Consider the following 16,319-nt stretch of genomic DNA (forward strand, 5'->3'; position numbering starts at 1 on the left):
GTGTTTATTTGCCGGCTACGCCTTGCGGGGCGGCTGGCTGGATCTGGTATTGCGTGCCGGGCAGGGCATGCGTGCTGGTGCTGCTGTCGGGCTGACAGGGTGCTTGTTCCAGCTGCATGGCGCTCTGGCGCATGATGCGGATGGCGGTGCGGGGGCCGGCTGGCGTTTCGCGCAGCGCTTCGGGCAGGTCTACCAGCACCAGGCCCAGCTTGCGGTAGCGGTCTTGTTCCGGGTGCTGTGCGGCGCGGCTGGCGCTGCAAAATAGGGTGGTGCTCATGCCTGTGTCCCCCGTGTGTTGTTTGCTTCCGAAGCCGGCTGGTGGGCCAACCGGCTTGAGAAGCCCGTCCGGCCTGATTAGTGGGCCGGGTGGCTGTGTTCTTCGTACTGGGCCACGCCGTAGATGCGCCATTGGCCGTCTTCCCGTTTCAGGTGGTAGGCGGTGGCAAATATCCACGGTTCGGCCTGGTCGCGCTTGGCGGTCCAGCGCACTTTCACACTGGCCAGGTCGCTGCCAAAGGGCAGTACTTCGGCCAGATAGCAGCTGGCGCTGGTGACGCCCTGGTCGCGGTAGTAGTCCAGGATGCCGACGGTGGCCTGGTACAGGGCGTCGGTATCGCGTTCTCCAAAAACCGCCGTCTGGCCATGAAATACCGCCACAAAAGGGCGGGTGAACATGGCGTAGACGGCTTTTGCATCCAGTGCCGAATAGGCCTGGCTGTATTGTTTGAAAAATTCCTGAAGTGTCATGGGCATCTCTGATTGTTAGCGCCTCGTGGGCGTTGTTCAGATGATGGCTGGCCGCGGGCTGGCTGCCATCTTGTTTGCTTTTACACTTCCCCATTCTTAAGCGGGCTGCATGGCAACGCGTTTAAGAATGGGTCAGCCTCGCGGGAGGCTGACCATGTGTCTAAATCAGCAATGCCGATTTAGATTTATATCGACTTCCTTACTGGCAAGCTTCGCAGTCTGGATTGTCAATGCTGCAGAACTTGGCGTCGGTGGCCGGCGTGTTGTCCACTTCGGCGACCGGGGCGCTTTGTTCGGCGGCGGCGTTGTAGGCCGGGTTCAGGCCACTGGCCACTGCGTTGAGTTCGCCACCGCGACCGGTGGATTTCTCGGCGCTGGAGGCTGCCAGGGTGCGCAGGTAGTAGGTGGTTTTCACGCCACGAATCCACGCCAGCTTGTACAGGTCGTCCAGTTTCTTGCCGGATGCACCAGCCATGTACAGGTTGAGCGACTGGGCCTGGTCAATCCATTTCTGACGGCGCGATGCCGCTTCCACCAGCCATTTCGGGTCGATTTCGAAGGCGGTGGCGTAAATGGCTTTCAGCTCGGCCGGAATGCGGTCGATGCGGCCCAGGCTGCCGTCGAAGTACTTGAGGTCGGCAACCATCACTTCGTCCCACAGGCCGGCTTTTTTCAGGTCGCGCACCAGGTATTCGTTGGTGACGGTGAATTCGCCGGACAGGTTGGATTTCACGAACAGGTTCTGGTAGGTCGGCTCGATGCTGGCAGACACGCCAATGATGTTGGCGATGGTGGCAGTCGGGGCGATGGCCAGGGTGTTGGAGTTGCGCATGCCGTGTTGCTTGATGCGTTCACGCAGGGCGTTCCAGTCCAGGCGTTCGGTGCGGTCCATTTCCAGGTAGCCGCCGCGTTCGGCTGCCAGCAGGTTGATGCTGTCTTGCGGCAGCAGGCCACGGTCCCACAGGCTGCCCTTGTACGACGGGTAGCGGCCACGTTCTTCGGCCAGCTCGGTGCCTGCCCAGTAGGCGTAGTAGGCCACCATTTCCATGGATTCATCGGCAAATTCAACGGCTTCCTGCGAGGCGTACGGTACGCGCTTCATGTGCAGGCAGTCCTGGAAGCCCATGATGCCCATGCCCACCGGACGGTGCTTCAGGTTGGAGTTGCGTGCCTTCTTCACCGGGTAGAAGTTGATGTCGATCACGTTGTCCAGCATGCGCAGGGCGATGCGGATGGTGCGTTGCAGCTTCTCGGCGTCCAGCTTGCCGTCGGCACCCATGTGGGCGGCCAGGTTGACCGAGCCCAGGTTGCACACCGCGATTTCGTCGTCGTTGGTGTTCAGGGTGATTTCGGTGCACAGGTTGGAGCTGTGTACCACGCCCATGTGCTGCTGCGGGCTGCGGATGTTGCACGGGTCCTTGAAGGTAACCCACGGGTGACCGGTTTCAAACAGCATGGTCAGCATCTTGCGCCACAGGCTGAGGGCCGGAATGCGCTTGTACACTTTCAGCTCGCCACGTTCGCCCATGGCTTCGTAGTGCTGGTAGCGTTTTTCGAAGGCGGCACCGTACAGGTCGTGCAGGTCCGGGGTTTCGGACGGGGAGAACAGGCTCCATTCCGCGCCTTCCATCACACGCTTCATGAACAGGTCCGGAATCCAGTTGGCGGTGTTCATGTCGTGGGTGCGGCGGCGGTCGTCACCGGTGTTCTTGCGCAGTTCCAGGAACTCTTCCACGTCGGCGTGCCAGGTTTCCAGGTAGGCACATACCGCGCCCTTGCGCTTGCCACCCTGGTTGACGGCCACGGCGGTGTCGTTCACCACTTTCAGGAAGGGAACAATCCCTTGCGACTTGCCGTTGGTGCCCTTGATGTGGGAGCCCATGGCGCGTACCGGGGTCCAGTCGTTACCCAGGCCGCCGGCAAATTTGGACAGCAGGGCGTTTTCCTTCAGGCCTTCGTAAATGCCGTCCAGGTCGTCGGCAATGGTGGTCAGGTAGCAGCTGGACAGCTGGCTGCGACGGGTGCCGGAGTTGAACAGCGTCGGAGTGGACGACATGAAGTCGAAGCTGGACAGCACGTTGTAGAACTCGATGGCGCGGGCTTCGCGGTTCACTTCGTTCAGTGCCAGGCCCATGGCCACACGCATGTAGAAGGCCTGCGGCATTTCAATGCGGGTGCCGTCGATGTGCAGGAAGTAGCGGTCGAACAGGGTTTGCAGGCCCAGGTAGCCGAATTTCAGGTCGCGCTTGGCGTCCAGGGCGGCACCCAGTTTTTTCAGGTCGAACTCGGCCAGCTTTTCGTCCAGCAGTTCGGCCTGAATGCCTTTCTTGATGAATTGCGGGAAGTACTCGGCATAGCGCTCGGCCATTTCTTCCTGGCTTACCGATTCATCCATGATTTCCAGACGGATGCTGTCCAGCAGCAGGCGGGCGGTGACATAGTCGTAGGCCGGGTCCTGTTCGATCATGGAACGGGCGGCCAGAATGGCGGACTTGTTCACTTCGTCCAGCGATACGCCGTCGTAGATGTTCTTCAGGGTTTCGGACAGGATGGCGTCGATGTCGATACCGGCCAGGCCCTGGGCGGCGGATTCGATGCCGGCGCGCAGGCGGGCGATGTCCAGCGGTTGCTTTCGGCCATCCTTGCGGATGACGTTGATCTGGATCTGGGTCAGCGCTTCGCCACGGGCGGCGCGCTCTTGCGAGCGTTGTTCGCGGTACAGCACGTAGGCGCGGGCCACGTCGTGTTCGCCAAAGCGCATCAGGCTCAGTTCCACCTGGTCCTGGATATCTTCGATATGAATGGCACCGCCTTCGGGCTTGCGACGCATCAGGGCGTTGACCACCAGTTCGGTCAGCTGGGCAACCTTGTCACGAATGCTGGCGGAGGTGGCGCCTTGATGCCCCATCACGGCCAGGAATGCCTTGGTCATGGCGATGGAGATCTTGACCGGCTCGAATGCCACTACGGCACCATTGCGGCGAATGGTCTTGTAGTGGCTGAAGTCGGCCTGGGGGGCGGCGGCACGGCCGAGTTCGGCGGCGGTTTGCCCTTCAAAGGTGGTCAGTTGCATGGAGCCCTCTTTGGGTGGTTTGCGTCCTTCGCGCTGCGGCTGCCGGGTAGGCCGGGCAGGGCTGTGGACAAGTCTGTTGAAAAGCTGTGTGTTCGTTGTGAATAAACACAATATGTATGTTTGTACTGCTAAGTTGGCCCAAATTCTAGTGGTCTGTTACGGTCTGGGCAAGTCTTGACAGCGCATCGGAAAATGTGAAATCCGCGCCAGATAAGGCTTGCAGCGGTATCGGAAATTTTTGAGCGTTAACTGTCTGCTTTTGTCGTTGGCAAGAAATCCAGTAAAGACAAGCATCTGGGTGCTGCTGCGGATTTACCACAAGATATGGTGTCGGCCCTGTGTTGCGGGGGCGCTACGCCTTTGGCATGAAAAATTGATGACGTTTCATCTTTTTCTGCATTGCTTGCCAGCAGGACGGCATGAAAAAACGGCAGCCTGCGCGGGGCGGGCTGCCGTTCGGGGTGAGTCGCAGCTTAGTCTTGCGCTTGCAGCCAGATCAGGCTGGCCATGCGGCCGGTAATCTTGTCGCGGCGATAGGAGAAAAAACGCTCGCGGTCGATGACAGTGCAGAAATCCCCACCGTATACCCGGTCAATACCCAGCGCGGCCAGTCGCTGGCGTGCCAGCAGATAGATGTCGGCCAGGTATTTGTCTTCGCCAATGGCTGTGAAGGCGTGCTCGGCTGCCGGGTCCTGCGCCATGAAGGCAGCGCGCACTTCAGCACCCACTTCGAAGGCATCCGGGCCGATGGCCGGGCCCAGCCAGGCCATCAGGCTGGAGGCTTCCACACCGGTGGCGGCCACGCTGGCTTCCAGCACGCCATCGCACAGGCCGCGCCAGCCGGCATGGGCTGCCGCCACCACACTGCCGGCGTCATTACACAGCAATACCGGCAGGCAGTCTGCCGTCATCACCACGCATATCTTGCCAGGCGTGGTGCTGTAGCTGGCGTCGGCATCCTGCAGGGTGTCGCCTGTTTCGGCGGCATTCACCACATGGGTGCCGTGTACCTGGTTCAGCCAGGCCGGTTCGTCCGGCAGGTGGCTGCGCAGCAGTTCGCGGTTGGCGGCCACGGCGTCGGCATCATCTCCGACATGGCTGCCCAGGTTGAAGCTGTTGAACGGCTGCAGGCTGTGGCCACCCTGGCGGGTGGTGATGAGGGTGTGCACATTGGCCGGGGCGGGCCAGTCGGCCTTGATCCACTGGCTGGCAGCGTCAGTCACGGACATAAATCACCTCGATGTCGCCATCGTCGTCTTCATCATCCTCGTCGTCCCAGTCTTCTTCGTCGCCTTCTTCACCCAGGACGGCCTGTTCCAGTCGTTCGCCGCCTTCGCCGCGCAGGGTGTTGAGCAGGTGCATGAAGTCATCCGGGATGGGGGCCTGCCAGCTGCGCTCTTCGCCAGTGGCGGGGTGAACCAGCGCCAGCTTGTAGGCGTGCAGGGCCTGACGGGCCAGCAGCTTGACCGCGTCGGCCACGTAGTCGTCCATCTTGTGGCGCGGGTTGCCGTATACGGCGTCGCCGGCCAGCGGATGGCGGGCTTCACGCATGTGCACGCGAATCTGGTGGGTGCGGCCGGTTTCCAGCTTGCATTCGATATAGGAATGGCTGTCGAAGCGTTCCAGCACACGCACATGGGTAATGGCCGGCTTGCCGCCAAATTTCAGCACCCCCATTTTCAGGCGGTTGTGCGGGTCGCGGCCAATCTGGGTGCTGATGGTGCCGTCAAACGGCACCACGCCATCGGCAATGGCGCGGTAAATGCGCTTTACCGTGCGTGCTTGCAGCTGGCGTACCAGTTCGGTTTGTGCGGGAACGGTCTTGGCTACCACCATCAGGCCACTGGTGTCCTTGTCCAGCCGGTGCACAATACCGGCGCGCGGCACGTGGGCGAGCGCGGGGCAGTGGTGCAGCAGGCCGTTGAGCAGGGTGCCGGTCCAGTTGCCGCTGGCCGGGTGAACCACCAGGCCGGCCGGTTTGTTCACCACCAGAATGTGTTCATCTTCATAAATAATGGGCAAATCCATGGCTTCCGCCTGGTAAGCCATTTCTTCATTTGACTGAACAATGGTAACGTCCAGCTTTTCGCCACCCAGCAGCCTGGTTTTCGGGGGGACGACTTTGCCGTCCACCAGTACATGGCCATCCTTGATCCATTGGGTCAGGCGGCTGCGGGAGTAATCGGGGAGGAGTTTGGCAAGAGCTGCATCGAGGCGTTCGCTACCCATGGATAGCGGAACCTCCAGCTGTTGACTTGCAGATACCTCGTTTTCCGAGATATCGCTATAATCCTCCGAGTCATAGTAAGGATCGGTCATGAAAAGATACGTTGTAGCAGCAATGTTGGTGATGGGGCTTGCCGGTTGTGCAACCACGGAAACCTACGACGAAACGCGCGGCTGGACCGTGGAAAAGCTCTACTCGGAAGCTCGGGATGAACTGAACAGCGGTAATTATACCCGTGCTGTCAAGCTGTACGAAACGCTGGAAGCGCGCTACCCCTATGGTCGCTATGCCCAGCAGGCCGAAATGGACCTGGCCTACACCCATTACAAGGATAACGAACCCGAGCTGGCTGTCGCCGCTGCCGACCGATTCATCAAGCTGCACCCGGCCCACCCGAATGTGGACTACGTGTACTACCTGAAGGGTTTGGTCTACTACAACGACGATCAGGGCATGCTGTCGAAATGGGCTGGCCAGGACATGAGCGAGCGCGATCCGAAAGCCGCCCGCGAATCCTTCCTTGCCTTCCGCGAGCTGACCACGCGCTTCCCGAACAGCAAGTATAGTGCGGATGCGCTGGAAAAGATGAACCGTCTGGTGGATGCACTGGGTGGCGGCGAAATGCATGTGGCGCGTTACTACATGAAACGCGGCGCTTACCTGGCGGCTGCCAACCGTGCGCAGAACGTGGTGAAGGAATACTCCAACACCAAGTATCCGGAAGAAGCACTGGCGCTGATGTCGGTGGCCTACGACAAGCTGGGCATGACCAAGCTGGGCGACGACGCCAAGCGCGTGCTGGCGCTGAACTACCCCAAGAGCGCCTATCTGACCCAGCCGTGGCAAGTGCAGGAGATGCCGTGGTGGAAGGTGTGGAAGTAATTCATGCCTGATGCCGTATGAAAAAAAGGCCGCGTTTGCGGCCTTTTTCTTTGCCTGCCATTCGGGTGGGCCGAATGGTGCGGGCTGATCAAATCGCGTCTTCGTTGGTTTCGCCGGTACGGATACGCACCACCTGCTCAACTGCCGTGACAAAAATCTTGCCGTCGCCAATCTTGCCGGTGCGGGCGGCCGCCACGATGGCTTCGATGGCGCGGTCTACCAGATCATCGGCCAGAATCACTTCCACCTTGACCTTGGGCAGGAAATCCACCACGTATTCGGCGCCGCGATACAGTTCGGTATGGCCTTTCTGGCGGCCAAAACCCTTGACTTCGGTGACGGTCAGGCCGTTGATGCCAAGGTCGGACAGGGCCTCACGCACTTCATCCAGTTTGAAGGGTTTGATCACGGCTTCGATTTTTTTCATGCTCAGGTGCTCCTTGCGGTGACTTTATTGTTCCGTAAATGCGCTGTGGACGATTGATAGCCCGACATTCGCCGCAGAATGGCCTTAATGTACGGCCTGTTTTGCTGTATTATGACGCGCTTTCCTGATACTTGTCGCGAGTGTTGCATGTCGACCATTCTCAAGCTGCGGGGCGGTGCTGCCCTGTCCCAGTTTCGTCTTGAAAAACTTCTCGCTGCCGCCCAAGAGGCCGGTTTGCCCGAGATCAGCCTGAAAGCCGAATTCTGGCATTTTGCCGAGAGCGAAAGCGAACTCTCGACCGAACAGCAAGGCATTCTGGGCAAGCTGCTCAACTACGGCGAGGCGCCTTACGCCGAAGCGCCGCAGGGCGAATTGTTCCTGGTGACGCCACGACTGGGTACGCTGTCCCCCTGGGCCTCCAAGGCTACCGATATTGCCCGCCATTGCGGGCTGGAACAAGTGCTGCGGATCGAGCGCGGCACCGCTTACTGGGTAAGCACCGCCGGTGTATCTTTAAGTGAAGAGGCTCGTCAGGTTCTGGCGGGCCTCTTGCACGATCGCATGACCGAAACCGTGCTGGGCTCGCTGGATGATGCCGACAAGCTGTTCGTCCACATGGACCCGCAGCCGCTGACCAGCGTGGATATCCTGGGTGGTGGCCGTGCGGCACTGGAAGCGGCCAACCGCTCGCTGGGCCTGGCGCTGTCCGAAGACGAAATCGTCTACCTGGTGGAAAACTTCACCCGCATGGGCCGCAATCCCACCGACGTTGAACTGATGATGTTTGCCCAGGCCAACTCGGAACATTGCCGTCACAAGATTTTCAATGCGCAGTTCGTGATCGACGGCGTAGAGCAGGGCAAGTCCTTGTTCCGCATGATTCGCGACACGCACGATGCACATCCGGAAGGCACGCTGGTGGCCTACAAGGATAATGCCTCGGTGATTGAAGGCGCGTTCATCGACCGCTTCTACCCGGCACCGGAAACGGCCGAGTACGGTTTCACCACCGAACCGACCGACATCCTGATGAAGGTGGAAACCCACAACCACCCGACCGCCATTTCCCCGTTCCCGGGTGCTTCCACCGGCTCCGGCGGTGAAATCCGTGACGAAGGTGCCACCGGTCGTGGTTCGCGCCCCAAGGCTGGCCTGACCGGCTTTACCGTGTCCAACCTGAACATTCCGGGCTTTGTGCAGCCGTGGGAAGTGTACAGCGACAGCCAGGCCGAATACGGCCGTCCGGGTCGCATTGCTTCCGCCCTGCAAATCATGCTGGACGGCCCGATTGGCGGCGCTGCCTTCAATAACGAATTCGGCCGTCCCAATCTGACTGGCTACTTCCGTACCTTTGAAGAAGTTGTCGACGGCGAAATGCGCGGCTACCACAAGCCCATCATGATTGCCGGTGGCCTTGGCAGCATCCAGCAGCAACAGATCCACAAGAATGAAATTCCGGAAGGTGCCTTGCTGATCCAGCTGGGTGGCCCCAGCCTGCTGATCGGCCTGGGTGGTGGCGCGGCGTCCTCCATGGACACCGGTGCCAACAGCGAAAACCTGGACTTCGACTCGGTTCAGCGCGGCAACCCGGAAATCGAACGCCGCTGTCAGGAAGTGATTGACCGCTGCTGGCAGTACGGTGCCGACAACCCCATCGTGTCCATTCACGACGTGGGTGCGGGTGGCCTGTCCAATGCCTTCCCGGAACTGGTGAACGACGCCGGCCGCGGTGCCATCTTCCACCTGCGCAAGGTGCATCTGGAAGAAAAGGGCATGACCCCGATGCAGATCTGGTCCAACGAATCGCAAGAGCGTTACGTGCTGGCCATCCTGCCGCAGGATCTGGACCGCTTCACCGCCATTTGCGAACGCGAGCGCTGTCCGTTTGCCGTACTGGGCGTGGCTACCGATGATGGCCACCTGCAAGTACGCGACGACCACTTCAACAACAATCCGGTGGACATGCCGCTGGAAGTGCTGCTGGGCAAGCCGCCGCGCATGACCCGCGACGTGAAGACCGTAGCGCTGGAAACCAGCGTGTTCGACGCTTCGCGTTTCCCGCTGAAGGAAACTGCCTACCGCGTGTTGCGTAACCCGGCGGTGGCGGACAAGTCCTTCCTGATCACCATCGGCGACCGCTCGGTGGGCGGCATGACCGCGCGTGACCAGATGGTTGGTCCGTGGCAGGTGCCGGTGGCCGACGTTGCCGTCACCACCATGGGTTTCAACAGCTACCGTGGCGAAGCCATGGCCATGGGCGAGCGCACGCCGACTGCCTTGTTCAACGCCGCGGCTTCCGGTCGCATGGCCATTGGTGAATCGCTCACCAATATTGCCGCCAGCTTTGTCAGCCACATCGGCAACATCAAGCTGTCCGCCAACTGGATGGCTGCTGCCGGTCATCCGGGTGAAGATGCCCGCCTGTACGAAACCGTGGAAGCGGTATCGAAACTGAGTCAGGATCTGGGCGTCAGCATTCCGGTGGGCAAGGACTCGCTGTCGATGAAGACGGTATGGGAAGAAAACGGCGAGAAGAAGTCGGTGACCGCACCGGTTTCGCTGATTGTCACCGCCTTCTCACCGGTGGAAGACGTGCGCAAGACGGTTACCCCGCAGCTGCGCAACGAAAAAGACACCGACATCATCCTGGTGGACCTGGGCTATGGCCGCTGCCGTCTGGGTGGCTCCATCTATGGTCAGGTATGGAAGGCCATGGAAGGCCGTGCGCCGGACGTGGAAAGCCCGGCCCAGCTGGCTGCCTTCTTCAATACCGTGCAAACCCTGCTGCGTGACGACATGCTGCTGGCCTATCACGACCGTGCCGATGGCGGCCTGTTCGCCACGCTGGCGGAAATGATGTTTGCCGGTCACGTCGGCCTGACGGTAGACCTGCAAGAGCTGGTGATCGAGCGCAAGAACACCCAGCGCCTGATCGACGACTTTGTACAGCCCACCCCGGAAGCCGCCACACACGGCCGCATCATGCGTGTGCTGTTCAATGAAGAACTGGGTGCCGTACTGCAGGTGAAGAAGTCGCACACCGCCGAAGTGATTTCCCGCTTCATGGCTGCCGGCATTGGCCGCGAGCTGTTCGTGCTGGGCAAGATCAACAGCAAGGACCGCCTGATCATCAATCATCATGGCGAAGAGCTGTTCAACGAAAGCCGTGTGGACCTGCACAAGGCCTGGAGCGAAACCAGCCACCGCCTGCAACGCATGCGTGACAATCCGGCTTGCGCCGACAGCGAGCACCTGCTGCTGTCCGACACCCAGTCGCAAGGCCTGTTTGCCAAGCTGTCGTTTGATACCGAAGAAAACCCAGCCGCACCGTTCATCGCCACCGGCGCACGTCCGCGCATGGCCATCCTGCGCGAGCAGGGTGTGAACGGCCAGCTGGAAATGGCTGCGGCATTCGACCGTGCCGGTTTCCAGGCGGTTGACGTGCACATGAGCGACATCATCAGCGGTCGCGTGTCGCTGGCCGACTTCAAGGGTCTGGCCGCCTGCGGTGGCTTCAGCTACGGCGACGTGCTGGGTGCCGGCGAAGGCTGGGCCAAGAGCGTGCTGTTCAACCCGCGTGCCCGCGAGCAGTTTGAAGCCTTCTTCCAGCGTGGCGACACCTTCGCGCTGGGCGTGTGCAATGGCTGCCAGATGATGTCAAATCTGTCCGGCATCATTCCGGGTGCCCAGCACTGGCCGAAGTTCCAGCGCAATGCGTCCGAGCAGTTCGAAGCCCGCTTCACCATGGTGGAAGTCACCGAATCGCCGTCCATCTTCCTGGCCGACATGGTGGGTAGCCAGCTGCCGGTAGTGGTCAGCCACGGTGAAGGCCGTGCCGTGTTTGCCCCGGGTGCACAGGACGGCGTGATCACCGCACTGCGTTATGTGGACTTCAACGGCAAGCCGACCGAAACCTACCCGCTGAACCCGAACGGTTCTCCGGCAGGCATTACCGGTGTCACCACCGCCGATGGCCGCTTCACCATCATGATGCCGCACCCGGAGCGTGTGTTCCGTACCGTGCAGAACAGCTGGCATCCGGAAAGCTGGGGCGAGAATGGTGCCTGGTTCCGCATGTTTGCCTCGGCACGCCGCTGGGTGGGCTAAGCGCAGCTGACAAAAACGGTGGAGGCCTTGTGCCTCTGCAAAACAAAACGGAAGCCTGATGGCTTCCGTTTTTTTATGTATTCAGCAAGCTTAAGAATCAGGATGCAGCTGCATCCGTCAGGTTTTGCGGGCCGAAAGCATGCGGCAGCAACTGGTCCAGCGTGGTGTCGATGCGGCCCTGGCCGTCGCAGATGCTGCGCACCAGCATGCGTGGGCCAAATTCGTTCAGCACCTGGCGGCAGGCACCGCAAGGTGAGGTGGGCGTGGCCGTGGGGGTATAGATGCAGACAGCAACTACCTGTTGCAGGCCGTGCAGCACCCTGGCGGAAAACAGGGCGGTGCGTTCCGCGCAATTGCCCAGGCCATAGCTGGCGTTTTCCACATTGCAGCCGGGGTGGATCAGGCCTTTTTCGTCCAGAATGGCTGCGCCAACGGCGAAGCGGCTGTACGGCACATAGGCCTGACGGGCTGCGGCACGGGCGGCAGCTTCCAGTGCGGCCCATTGTTCGAGGCTGGGAATAGCGGTTGCCATGGATTCTCCGGATGGGTTCAAGCAGGGCGCGTGATCTTGCGCTGCGCGCCGCACACTGTCAACCGGCACCGCGCTGGAATCAGGCTGCTCCTGGTTGACGCAATACCTGTGCCGCGTGCTGCAGCAAGGCCTCGCTCAGCGACTGTGCCAGTGAGGATTCCACCCGCCAGTGATGCCAGTACAAGGGCAGGTCCACGTACTGACCGGGCAGCAGGTTGACCAGACGGCCGGTGTGCAGGTCGTCGTCTATCATCAGCTCCGGCAGCAGGCTGTAGGCCAGCCCCAGTCGGGTGGCCTGCACAAAACCTTGCGGTGTGGGCAGGGTCAGGTGCGGCGTGCTGCCTTCGTATGCAGCAAACTGTTGCAGGAATTCGCTGTGCAGGTCGTCCTTGCCGCTGAAAATGATGGCCGGGGCCTGGGCCAGTGCCGCCGGCGTGAAGCCATCGGGGAAATAGCGGGCGGCAAAGGCCGGCGTGGCCAGGCAGAGGTAACGCATGCTGCCCAGAAAGTGACACTCGCCGCCCTGGATCGGCGTGGGGCGGGTGCCGATGCAGCCCACCACATGGCCGCTACGCATCAGCTCGTGGGTGTAGTCCTGATCGTCCATCATCACGTCAATCAGCAGGCGGCGCTGCTGCATGACACTTTGCACGGCGGGCAGGAACCAGGTAGCCAGGCTGTCGGCATTCACGCCTACCGTCAGCGTGGTGAAGCTGCTGTCCTCGGCATCCGGCTGCAGGGTGTTGCGCAACTCGCCCTCCATCAGGCACAGCTGCTGGTAATGGCGTAACAGCAAACGGCCGCTGATGGTGGGGGCGGGCGGGCTGGTGCGGGTGAGCACCGGCTGGCCAAGGTTCTCTTCCAGCTGACGAATGCGCTGCGAAATGGCGGACTGGGTCAGAAACAGCTTGCGTGCTGCCTTGTCAAAACCGCCGCACTCCACCACCGCTGACAATGCTTCCAGTTGTTTTGGGTCCAGCACCGCGCACTCCCGCTTGAACAAGGTGGCTCATGCTAATGGCTGCGCGCCCGCATGGCAAACAGGAGGGCCGCCAGCAGTACGCCGGCCAGAAACAGGCTGCGCGCCACGCTCCAGTCGGTGCTGCCCGCCACCAAGGCAGCCAGCAGCAAGGGGCCGAGCAATTGCCCCAGGTTGGCCAGCTGCACGAAATAGCCTTGCAAGACAGCCAGCTGCACCGGGCCACGGCTGAGTCCGTGCGCTGAGGACAGGGCAGCGGGCGGTACAGCACCGCCACAAAAGGAAAGCAGCAGGCACAGCAGATAGGCTGTATCCGCCGGCAAACCAGGCCAGAAAGCCAGCAGGCCACTCACACCCATCAGCCCCAGTGCACTGCATATCAGCGTGTCGCGCGCCATGCCGCGGCGTAGCAGCCAGGCACCGGCAAGGTTGCCGGGAATATTGGCTACCACCGCCAGTGCCGACAGCAGGGCGATGGTGCTGGTGCTCAGTTCCGGCCGGGCCTGCAGCATGGTTGGCAGCCAGACAAAAACCGCCCACAACATCAGGGTGTACAGCATGAAGGCGAGGCCATAGCGCCAGACCGCCGACTGGCGTAGTACTGAAAACGGCGCTGCGGCTTGTGGTGTGCCTGGTAATGACTGCGCGCTGCGCTGCCGGAAAACAGGTCTGCACAGCAGCAGTAACAGCAAGGCCAGCAATTGCAGCGCCATGCCCGCCAGCCATGCCAGACGCCAGCCACCAACTGCGGCCAGCGCTGGCGTCAGCAGCATGCCGACAGCGGCCCCCAGCGGCAGGTTTACCGCCCACAGGCTGAGTGTCAGGCGTTTGTCCTGATCGCTGGTCAGACTGACGATCAAACCTGGCATGGCTACCGAGACCAGCAAGAAGCCGATGCCCTCGATCACCCGTGAGGCCAGCATCATGGCAAGGCCATGCGCAGGCAGCGCCAGTGCGCCGCCAAGCAGCAACAGCAGCAGCCCGATGATGCCGGCTTGCAGTGCATTCCAGCGCACCAGCAGCAGCCCCATGAACAGGCTGAGCACGATAGCCAGGCTATTGAAGGCAGAAGCGATCCAGCCGCCTTCAACCAGACTCAGGCCCAGCTCCTGTCGCAGCAGCCCCAGTACGGCCGGCACTTTGCCAAGGCAGAAGGCCCCGGCGGCGCCGGCAAATATGGCAATCAGTACGGCCGGCCAGTGCGTGGCCTGCGCGGAGGGGTGCTGGCTGGGCGTGTTCATGCGGGCTGATGGCTGTTGCGCAGCCAGTCCTCGGTCAATTGTCCGAACTCACCGCGCTGATACGCCCGGATGCGGTCGTTGATTTCTTCGCTGCTATTCATCACGAAGGGCCCGTGCTTGACCAGCGGCTCGCGCAGCGCCGGGCCGGACAGCAAGACAAAATGGCAGTTCTCAGCGGCATGCAACTCCAAGTCGGCTGCCTGCATCGCCGAGCCATCCATGCCGATGCCAATGGCAGACCCTGCCGGAATGTGGATGCCTTGCCCGTCGGCGCTCAGTTGTAGCGGCGCATCGATGGCGTAGAGCATGGCATTCCAGCCGGGCGGCAGTTGATGGGTGAAATGCTGGCCTGCATCAATAAAACCATCCAGCAAGGTAAAGGCTTCCGGCAATGCCGAGGTGTGGGCGGCGTGGATGCCGTTGCTGCTGCCGGCTGCAATACGCACTCGTACGCCCGGTGCAAGGTATTCCGGAATATCGGCCGGTTCGGCATGCACGGCAAACGGTGCCTGCATTTTCTTGCTGGCCGGCAGGTTGACGAAAATTTGCAGCGCATGCACATGCGGGTTGGCGCCTTCCGGCTGTTCGGTGTGCACCGCGCCGCGCCCGGCAGCTAGCCAGTGCAGGGCGCCCGGCACGATGGGGCCCTGGTTGCCCATGGAGTCGTAATTGACATGCGGGCTGCTGGCGTCTTCGAACATATAGGTGACGGCGGAAATGCCGGCGTGGGGGTGTGGTTCGAAGGTGGGGCTGGTCATGTGAAAGTGGTCCACCATCACCACCGGGTCAATCAGACCATTGAACATCTGTTCGCCAAAATGCTGGGCCTGAAAGCCGCTGCCGATGGTGAGCGGCTGGCCTTGGGCCGGGGAGGAAATCTTCAGTCGTGTCATTGTGCTTGTTTCCTGATACCGCCGGGCCGGACGGCCGCAGCGTGGTTAAACGTCAACGGTAAAATCTGCTGCGTGCTGGCCGCTGCCGGTTTTGCTCTTGCTCTGTCTGTTTTCTAGAACGTGTTCTTTAACCTTGCTCGAGTGGCAGTGCTTGCCAGTGCCGCAGCAGGCGTTCTGCGGCGAACATGCTTTGCACCCTGGCGAAGTAGGGTTGGTAATAGGCGCGCTGCAACTGCACCTCTTCCAGATGTCGCCGGCTGCTCCAGCCTTCCAGCAGCAGGATGCGGCAGGGGTCGTCATCGTCCTGGAAGATTTCAAAGCGCAGGCAGTCTGCCTCCTGCTGCACAATATAGCGGCTGAACTGCCGGAGTTCTTGCAGGAAGTCCGCCAGATTTTCCGGCTTGATGGTGAGTTCAACCGTCAGAACGTGCATGTCTGTTGCCTTGTTACAGGGCATCGGTCAGGCCGCCATCGGTCAGCAGGGTACGGCCGGTAATCCAGCGTGCATCTTCACTGGCCAGAAATGCCACCACATCGGCGATATCTTCCGGCTGTGCCACCCGTCCCAGCGGTGTGCCATTGGCCACCGCTTCCCGGCGGGCCAACGGTGTGGCTGCGGTCATGTCGGTTTCGGTCATCGCCGGTGCCACCGCATTGACGGTAATACCACGCGGACCCAGTTCCAGCGCATAGGCGTGAGTCAGTACCGATACGGCCGCCTTGCTGGCCGAGTAAATGGCGGTACCAATGCGCGGCGAGTAGATCAGGTTGCTGGACAGGTTGACGATGCGGCCGCCGTGCTCGGGGAAAAACGGCAGGGCATGACGCGTCATCAAGAGCATGCTGCCCATATTGCCGTCGAACACCCGGGCGATATGCTCGGCATCCACATCCGCCAGCGTGCGGCCTTCAAACACGCCGGCATTGTTGACCAGGATGTCGATACGGCCAAACCGGGTGGCAATGCTGGACAGTACATCGCGCACGGCCGATTCCTGGCTGACATCGGCAGCACAGGCTACCGCCTTGCCACCCTGGCTGATGATGTCAGCAACAACATGTTCTGCCTGTTGCTGATTACTGCGATACACAATCACTACCTGCGCGCCCTGGCTGGCCAGCTTGCGGGCAATGGCTGCGCCAATGCCGCGGGAACCACCGGTGACTACGGCTACCTTGTCTGCTTGTTTCATGTCGGATTTGCTCTGTCT

General features: G+C 61.1%; 14 protein-coding genes. 2 read left to right on the forward strand and 12 right to left on the reverse strand.

Annotated features, from left to right (window positions below; translation table 11 throughout):
• Window positions 1-4: 4 nt before the first annotated feature.
• The 5 genes from DKK66_RS16920 to rluD form a co-directional block, all read right to left on the reverse strand.
• Window positions 5-277: a hypothetical protein gene (locus DKK66_RS16920; protein ID WP_131359957.1), complete on the reverse strand. Its 273-nt coding sequence runs from the start codon at window positions 275-277 to the stop codon at window positions 5-7.
• A gap of 77 nt (window positions 278-354) precedes the next feature.
• A complete protein-coding gene (locus DKK66_RS16925; protein ID WP_131359959.1) occupies window positions 355-747 on the reverse strand; it encodes a hypothetical protein in 393 nt (130 codons plus the stop codon).
• Window positions 748-946: 199 nt separating this feature from the next.
• Window positions 947-3,820 carry a ribonucleoside-diphosphate reductase subunit alpha gene (locus DKK66_RS16930; RefSeq protein ID WP_131359961.1) on the reverse strand — a complete coding sequence of 958 codons (2,874 nt, stop codon included), beginning with the start codon at window positions 3,818-3,820 and terminating at the stop codon, window positions 947-949.
• Window positions 3,821-4,293: 473 nt separating this feature from the next.
• A complete protein-coding gene (gene pgeF, locus DKK66_RS16935; protein ID WP_131359963.1) occupies window positions 4,294-5,049 on the reverse strand; it encodes a peptidoglycan editing factor PgeF in 756 nt (251 codons plus the stop codon).
• Window positions 5,036-6,139 carry a 23S rRNA pseudouridine(1911/1915/1917) synthase RluD gene (gene rluD, locus DKK66_RS16940; RefSeq protein WP_131359965.1) on the reverse strand — a complete coding sequence of 368 codons (1,104 nt, stop codon included), beginning with the start codon at window positions 6,137-6,139 and terminating at the stop codon, window positions 5,036-5,038. Before rluD ends, pgeF begins: the two co-directional genes overlap by 14 nt.
• Between rluD and DKK66_RS16945 the strand changes: the two genes are divergently transcribed.
• Window positions 6,138-6,929 carry an outer membrane protein assembly factor BamD gene (locus DKK66_RS16945; protein WP_131359967.1) on the forward strand — a complete coding sequence of 264 codons (792 nt, stop codon included), beginning with the start codon at window positions 6,138-6,140 and terminating at the stop codon, window positions 6,927-6,929. The two genes, rluD and DKK66_RS16945, sit on opposite strands and share 2 nt — an antisense overlap.
• A gap of 88 nt (window positions 6,930-7,017) precedes the next feature.
• Here the strand turns inward: DKK66_RS16945 and DKK66_RS16950 are convergent, their stop codons facing one another.
• A complete protein-coding gene (locus tag DKK66_RS16950; RefSeq protein ID WP_045846995.1) occupies window positions 7,018-7,356 on the reverse strand; it encodes a P-II family nitrogen regulator in 339 nt (112 codons plus the stop codon).
• A 147-nt stretch (window positions 7,357-7,503) separates the two neighbouring features.
• Here DKK66_RS16950 and purL point away from each other — a divergent pair, with 147 nt between their 5' ends.
• The gene (gene purL, locus DKK66_RS16955; RefSeq protein ID WP_131359969.1) at window positions 7,504-11,463 is read left to right on the forward strand and encodes a phosphoribosylformylglycinamidine synthase; all 3,960 of its coding nucleotides are present in this window, start codon (window positions 7,504-7,506) and stop codon (window positions 11,461-11,463) included.
• A 97-nt stretch (window positions 11,464-11,560) separates the two neighbouring features.
• On the opposite strand, the gene DKK66_RS16960 is transcribed toward purL, so the two are convergent.
• The 6 genes from DKK66_RS16960 to DKK66_RS16985 all read right to left on the reverse strand — a co-directional run bounded on the left by DKK66_RS16960 (window position 11,561) and on the right by DKK66_RS16985 (window position 16,301).
• Window positions 11,561-11,995 carry a cytidine deaminase gene (locus DKK66_RS16960; RefSeq protein WP_131359971.1) on the reverse strand — a complete coding sequence of 145 codons (435 nt, stop codon included), beginning with the start codon at window positions 11,993-11,995 and terminating at the stop codon, window positions 11,561-11,563.
• A 79-nt stretch (window positions 11,996-12,074) separates the two neighbouring features.
• A complete protein-coding gene (locus tag DKK66_RS16965; RefSeq protein WP_131359973.1) occupies window positions 12,075-12,977 on the reverse strand; it encodes a LysR family transcriptional regulator ArgP in 903 nt (300 codons plus the stop codon).
• A gap of 32 nt (window positions 12,978-13,009) precedes the next feature.
• Window positions 13,010-14,215: a CynX/NimT family MFS transporter gene (locus DKK66_RS16970; protein ID WP_131359975.1), complete on the reverse strand. Its 1,206-nt coding sequence runs from the start codon at window positions 14,213-14,215 to the stop codon at window positions 13,010-13,012.
• Window positions 14,212-15,108: a pirin family protein gene (locus DKK66_RS16975; protein WP_131359977.1), complete on the reverse strand. Its 897-nt coding sequence runs from the start codon at window positions 15,106-15,108 to the stop codon at window positions 14,212-14,214. The genes DKK66_RS16970 and DKK66_RS16975 overlap by 4 nt, the downstream gene beginning before the upstream one ends.
• A 127-nt stretch (window positions 15,109-15,235) precedes the next feature.
• On the reverse strand, window positions 15,236-15,541 hold the full coding sequence (locus tag DKK66_RS16980; protein WP_165494212.1) for a putative quinol monooxygenase: 306 nt from the start codon (window positions 15,539-15,541) through the stop codon (window positions 15,236-15,238).
• Window positions 15,542-15,554: 13 nt separating this feature from the next.
• Window positions 15,555-16,301 carry an SDR family NAD(P)-dependent oxidoreductase gene (locus DKK66_RS16985; protein WP_131359980.1) on the reverse strand — a complete coding sequence of 249 codons (747 nt, stop codon included), beginning with the start codon at window positions 16,299-16,301 and terminating at the stop codon, window positions 15,555-15,557.
• Window positions 16,302-16,319: the final 18 nt, after the last annotated feature.

Origin of the sequence: Aquitalea sp. USM4 (assembly GCF_004328945.1) — a bacterium.
Taxonomy (GTDB): domain Bacteria; phylum Pseudomonadota; class Gammaproteobacteria; order Burkholderiales; family Chromobacteriaceae; genus Aquitalea; species Aquitalea pelogenes.

Bases quoted from the DNA above. Each gene is read 5' to 3' on its own strand.
- DKK66_RS16985 (WP_131359980.1), bottom strand. From the start codon at position 16,301: ATGAAACAAGCAGACAAGGTAGCCGTAGTCACCGGTGGTTCCCGCGGC.
- DKK66_RS16960 (WP_131359971.1), bottom strand. From the start codon at position 11,995: ATGGCAACCGCTATTCCCAGCCTCGAACAATGGGCCGCACTGGAAGCT.
- DKK66_RS16925 (WP_131359959.1), bottom strand. From the start codon at position 747: ATGACACTTCAGGAATTTTTCAAACAATACAGCCAGGCCTATTCGGCA.
- DKK66_RS16920 (WP_131359957.1), bottom strand. From the start codon at position 277: ATGAGCACCACCCTATTTTGCAGCGCCAGCCGCGCCGCACAGCACCCG.
- DKK66_RS16975 (WP_131359977.1), bottom strand. From the start codon at position 15,108: ATGACACGACTGAAGATTTCCTCCCCGGCCCAAGGCCAGCCGCTCACC.
- DKK66_RS16930 (WP_131359961.1), bottom strand. From the start codon at position 3,820: ATGCAACTGACCACCTTTGAAGGGCAAACCGCCGCCGAACTCGGCCGT.
- DKK66_RS16945 (WP_131359967.1), top strand. From the start codon at position 6,138: ATGAAAAGATACGTTGTAGCAGCAATGTTGGTGATGGGGCTTGCCGGT.
- DKK66_RS16950 (WP_045846995.1), bottom strand. From the start codon at position 7,356: ATGAAAAAAATCGAAGCCGTGATCAAACCCTTCAAACTGGATGAAGTG.
- rluD (WP_131359965.1), bottom strand. From the start codon at position 6,139: ATGACCGATCCTTACTATGACTCGGAGGATTATAGCGATATCTCGGAA.
- purL (WP_131359969.1), top strand. From the start codon at position 7,504: ATGTCGACCATTCTCAAGCTGCGGGGCGGTGCTGCCCTGTCCCAGTTT.
- DKK66_RS16970 (WP_131359975.1), bottom strand. From the start codon at position 14,215: ATGAACACGCCCAGCCAGCACCCCTCCGCGCAGGCCACGCACTGGCCG.
- pgeF (WP_131359963.1), bottom strand. From the start codon at position 5,049: ATGTCCGTGACTGACGCTGCCAGCCAGTGGATCAAGGCCGACTGGCCC.
- DKK66_RS16980 (WP_165494212.1), bottom strand. From the start codon at position 15,541: ATGCACGTTCTGACGGTTGAACTCACCATCAAGCCGGAAAATCTGGCG.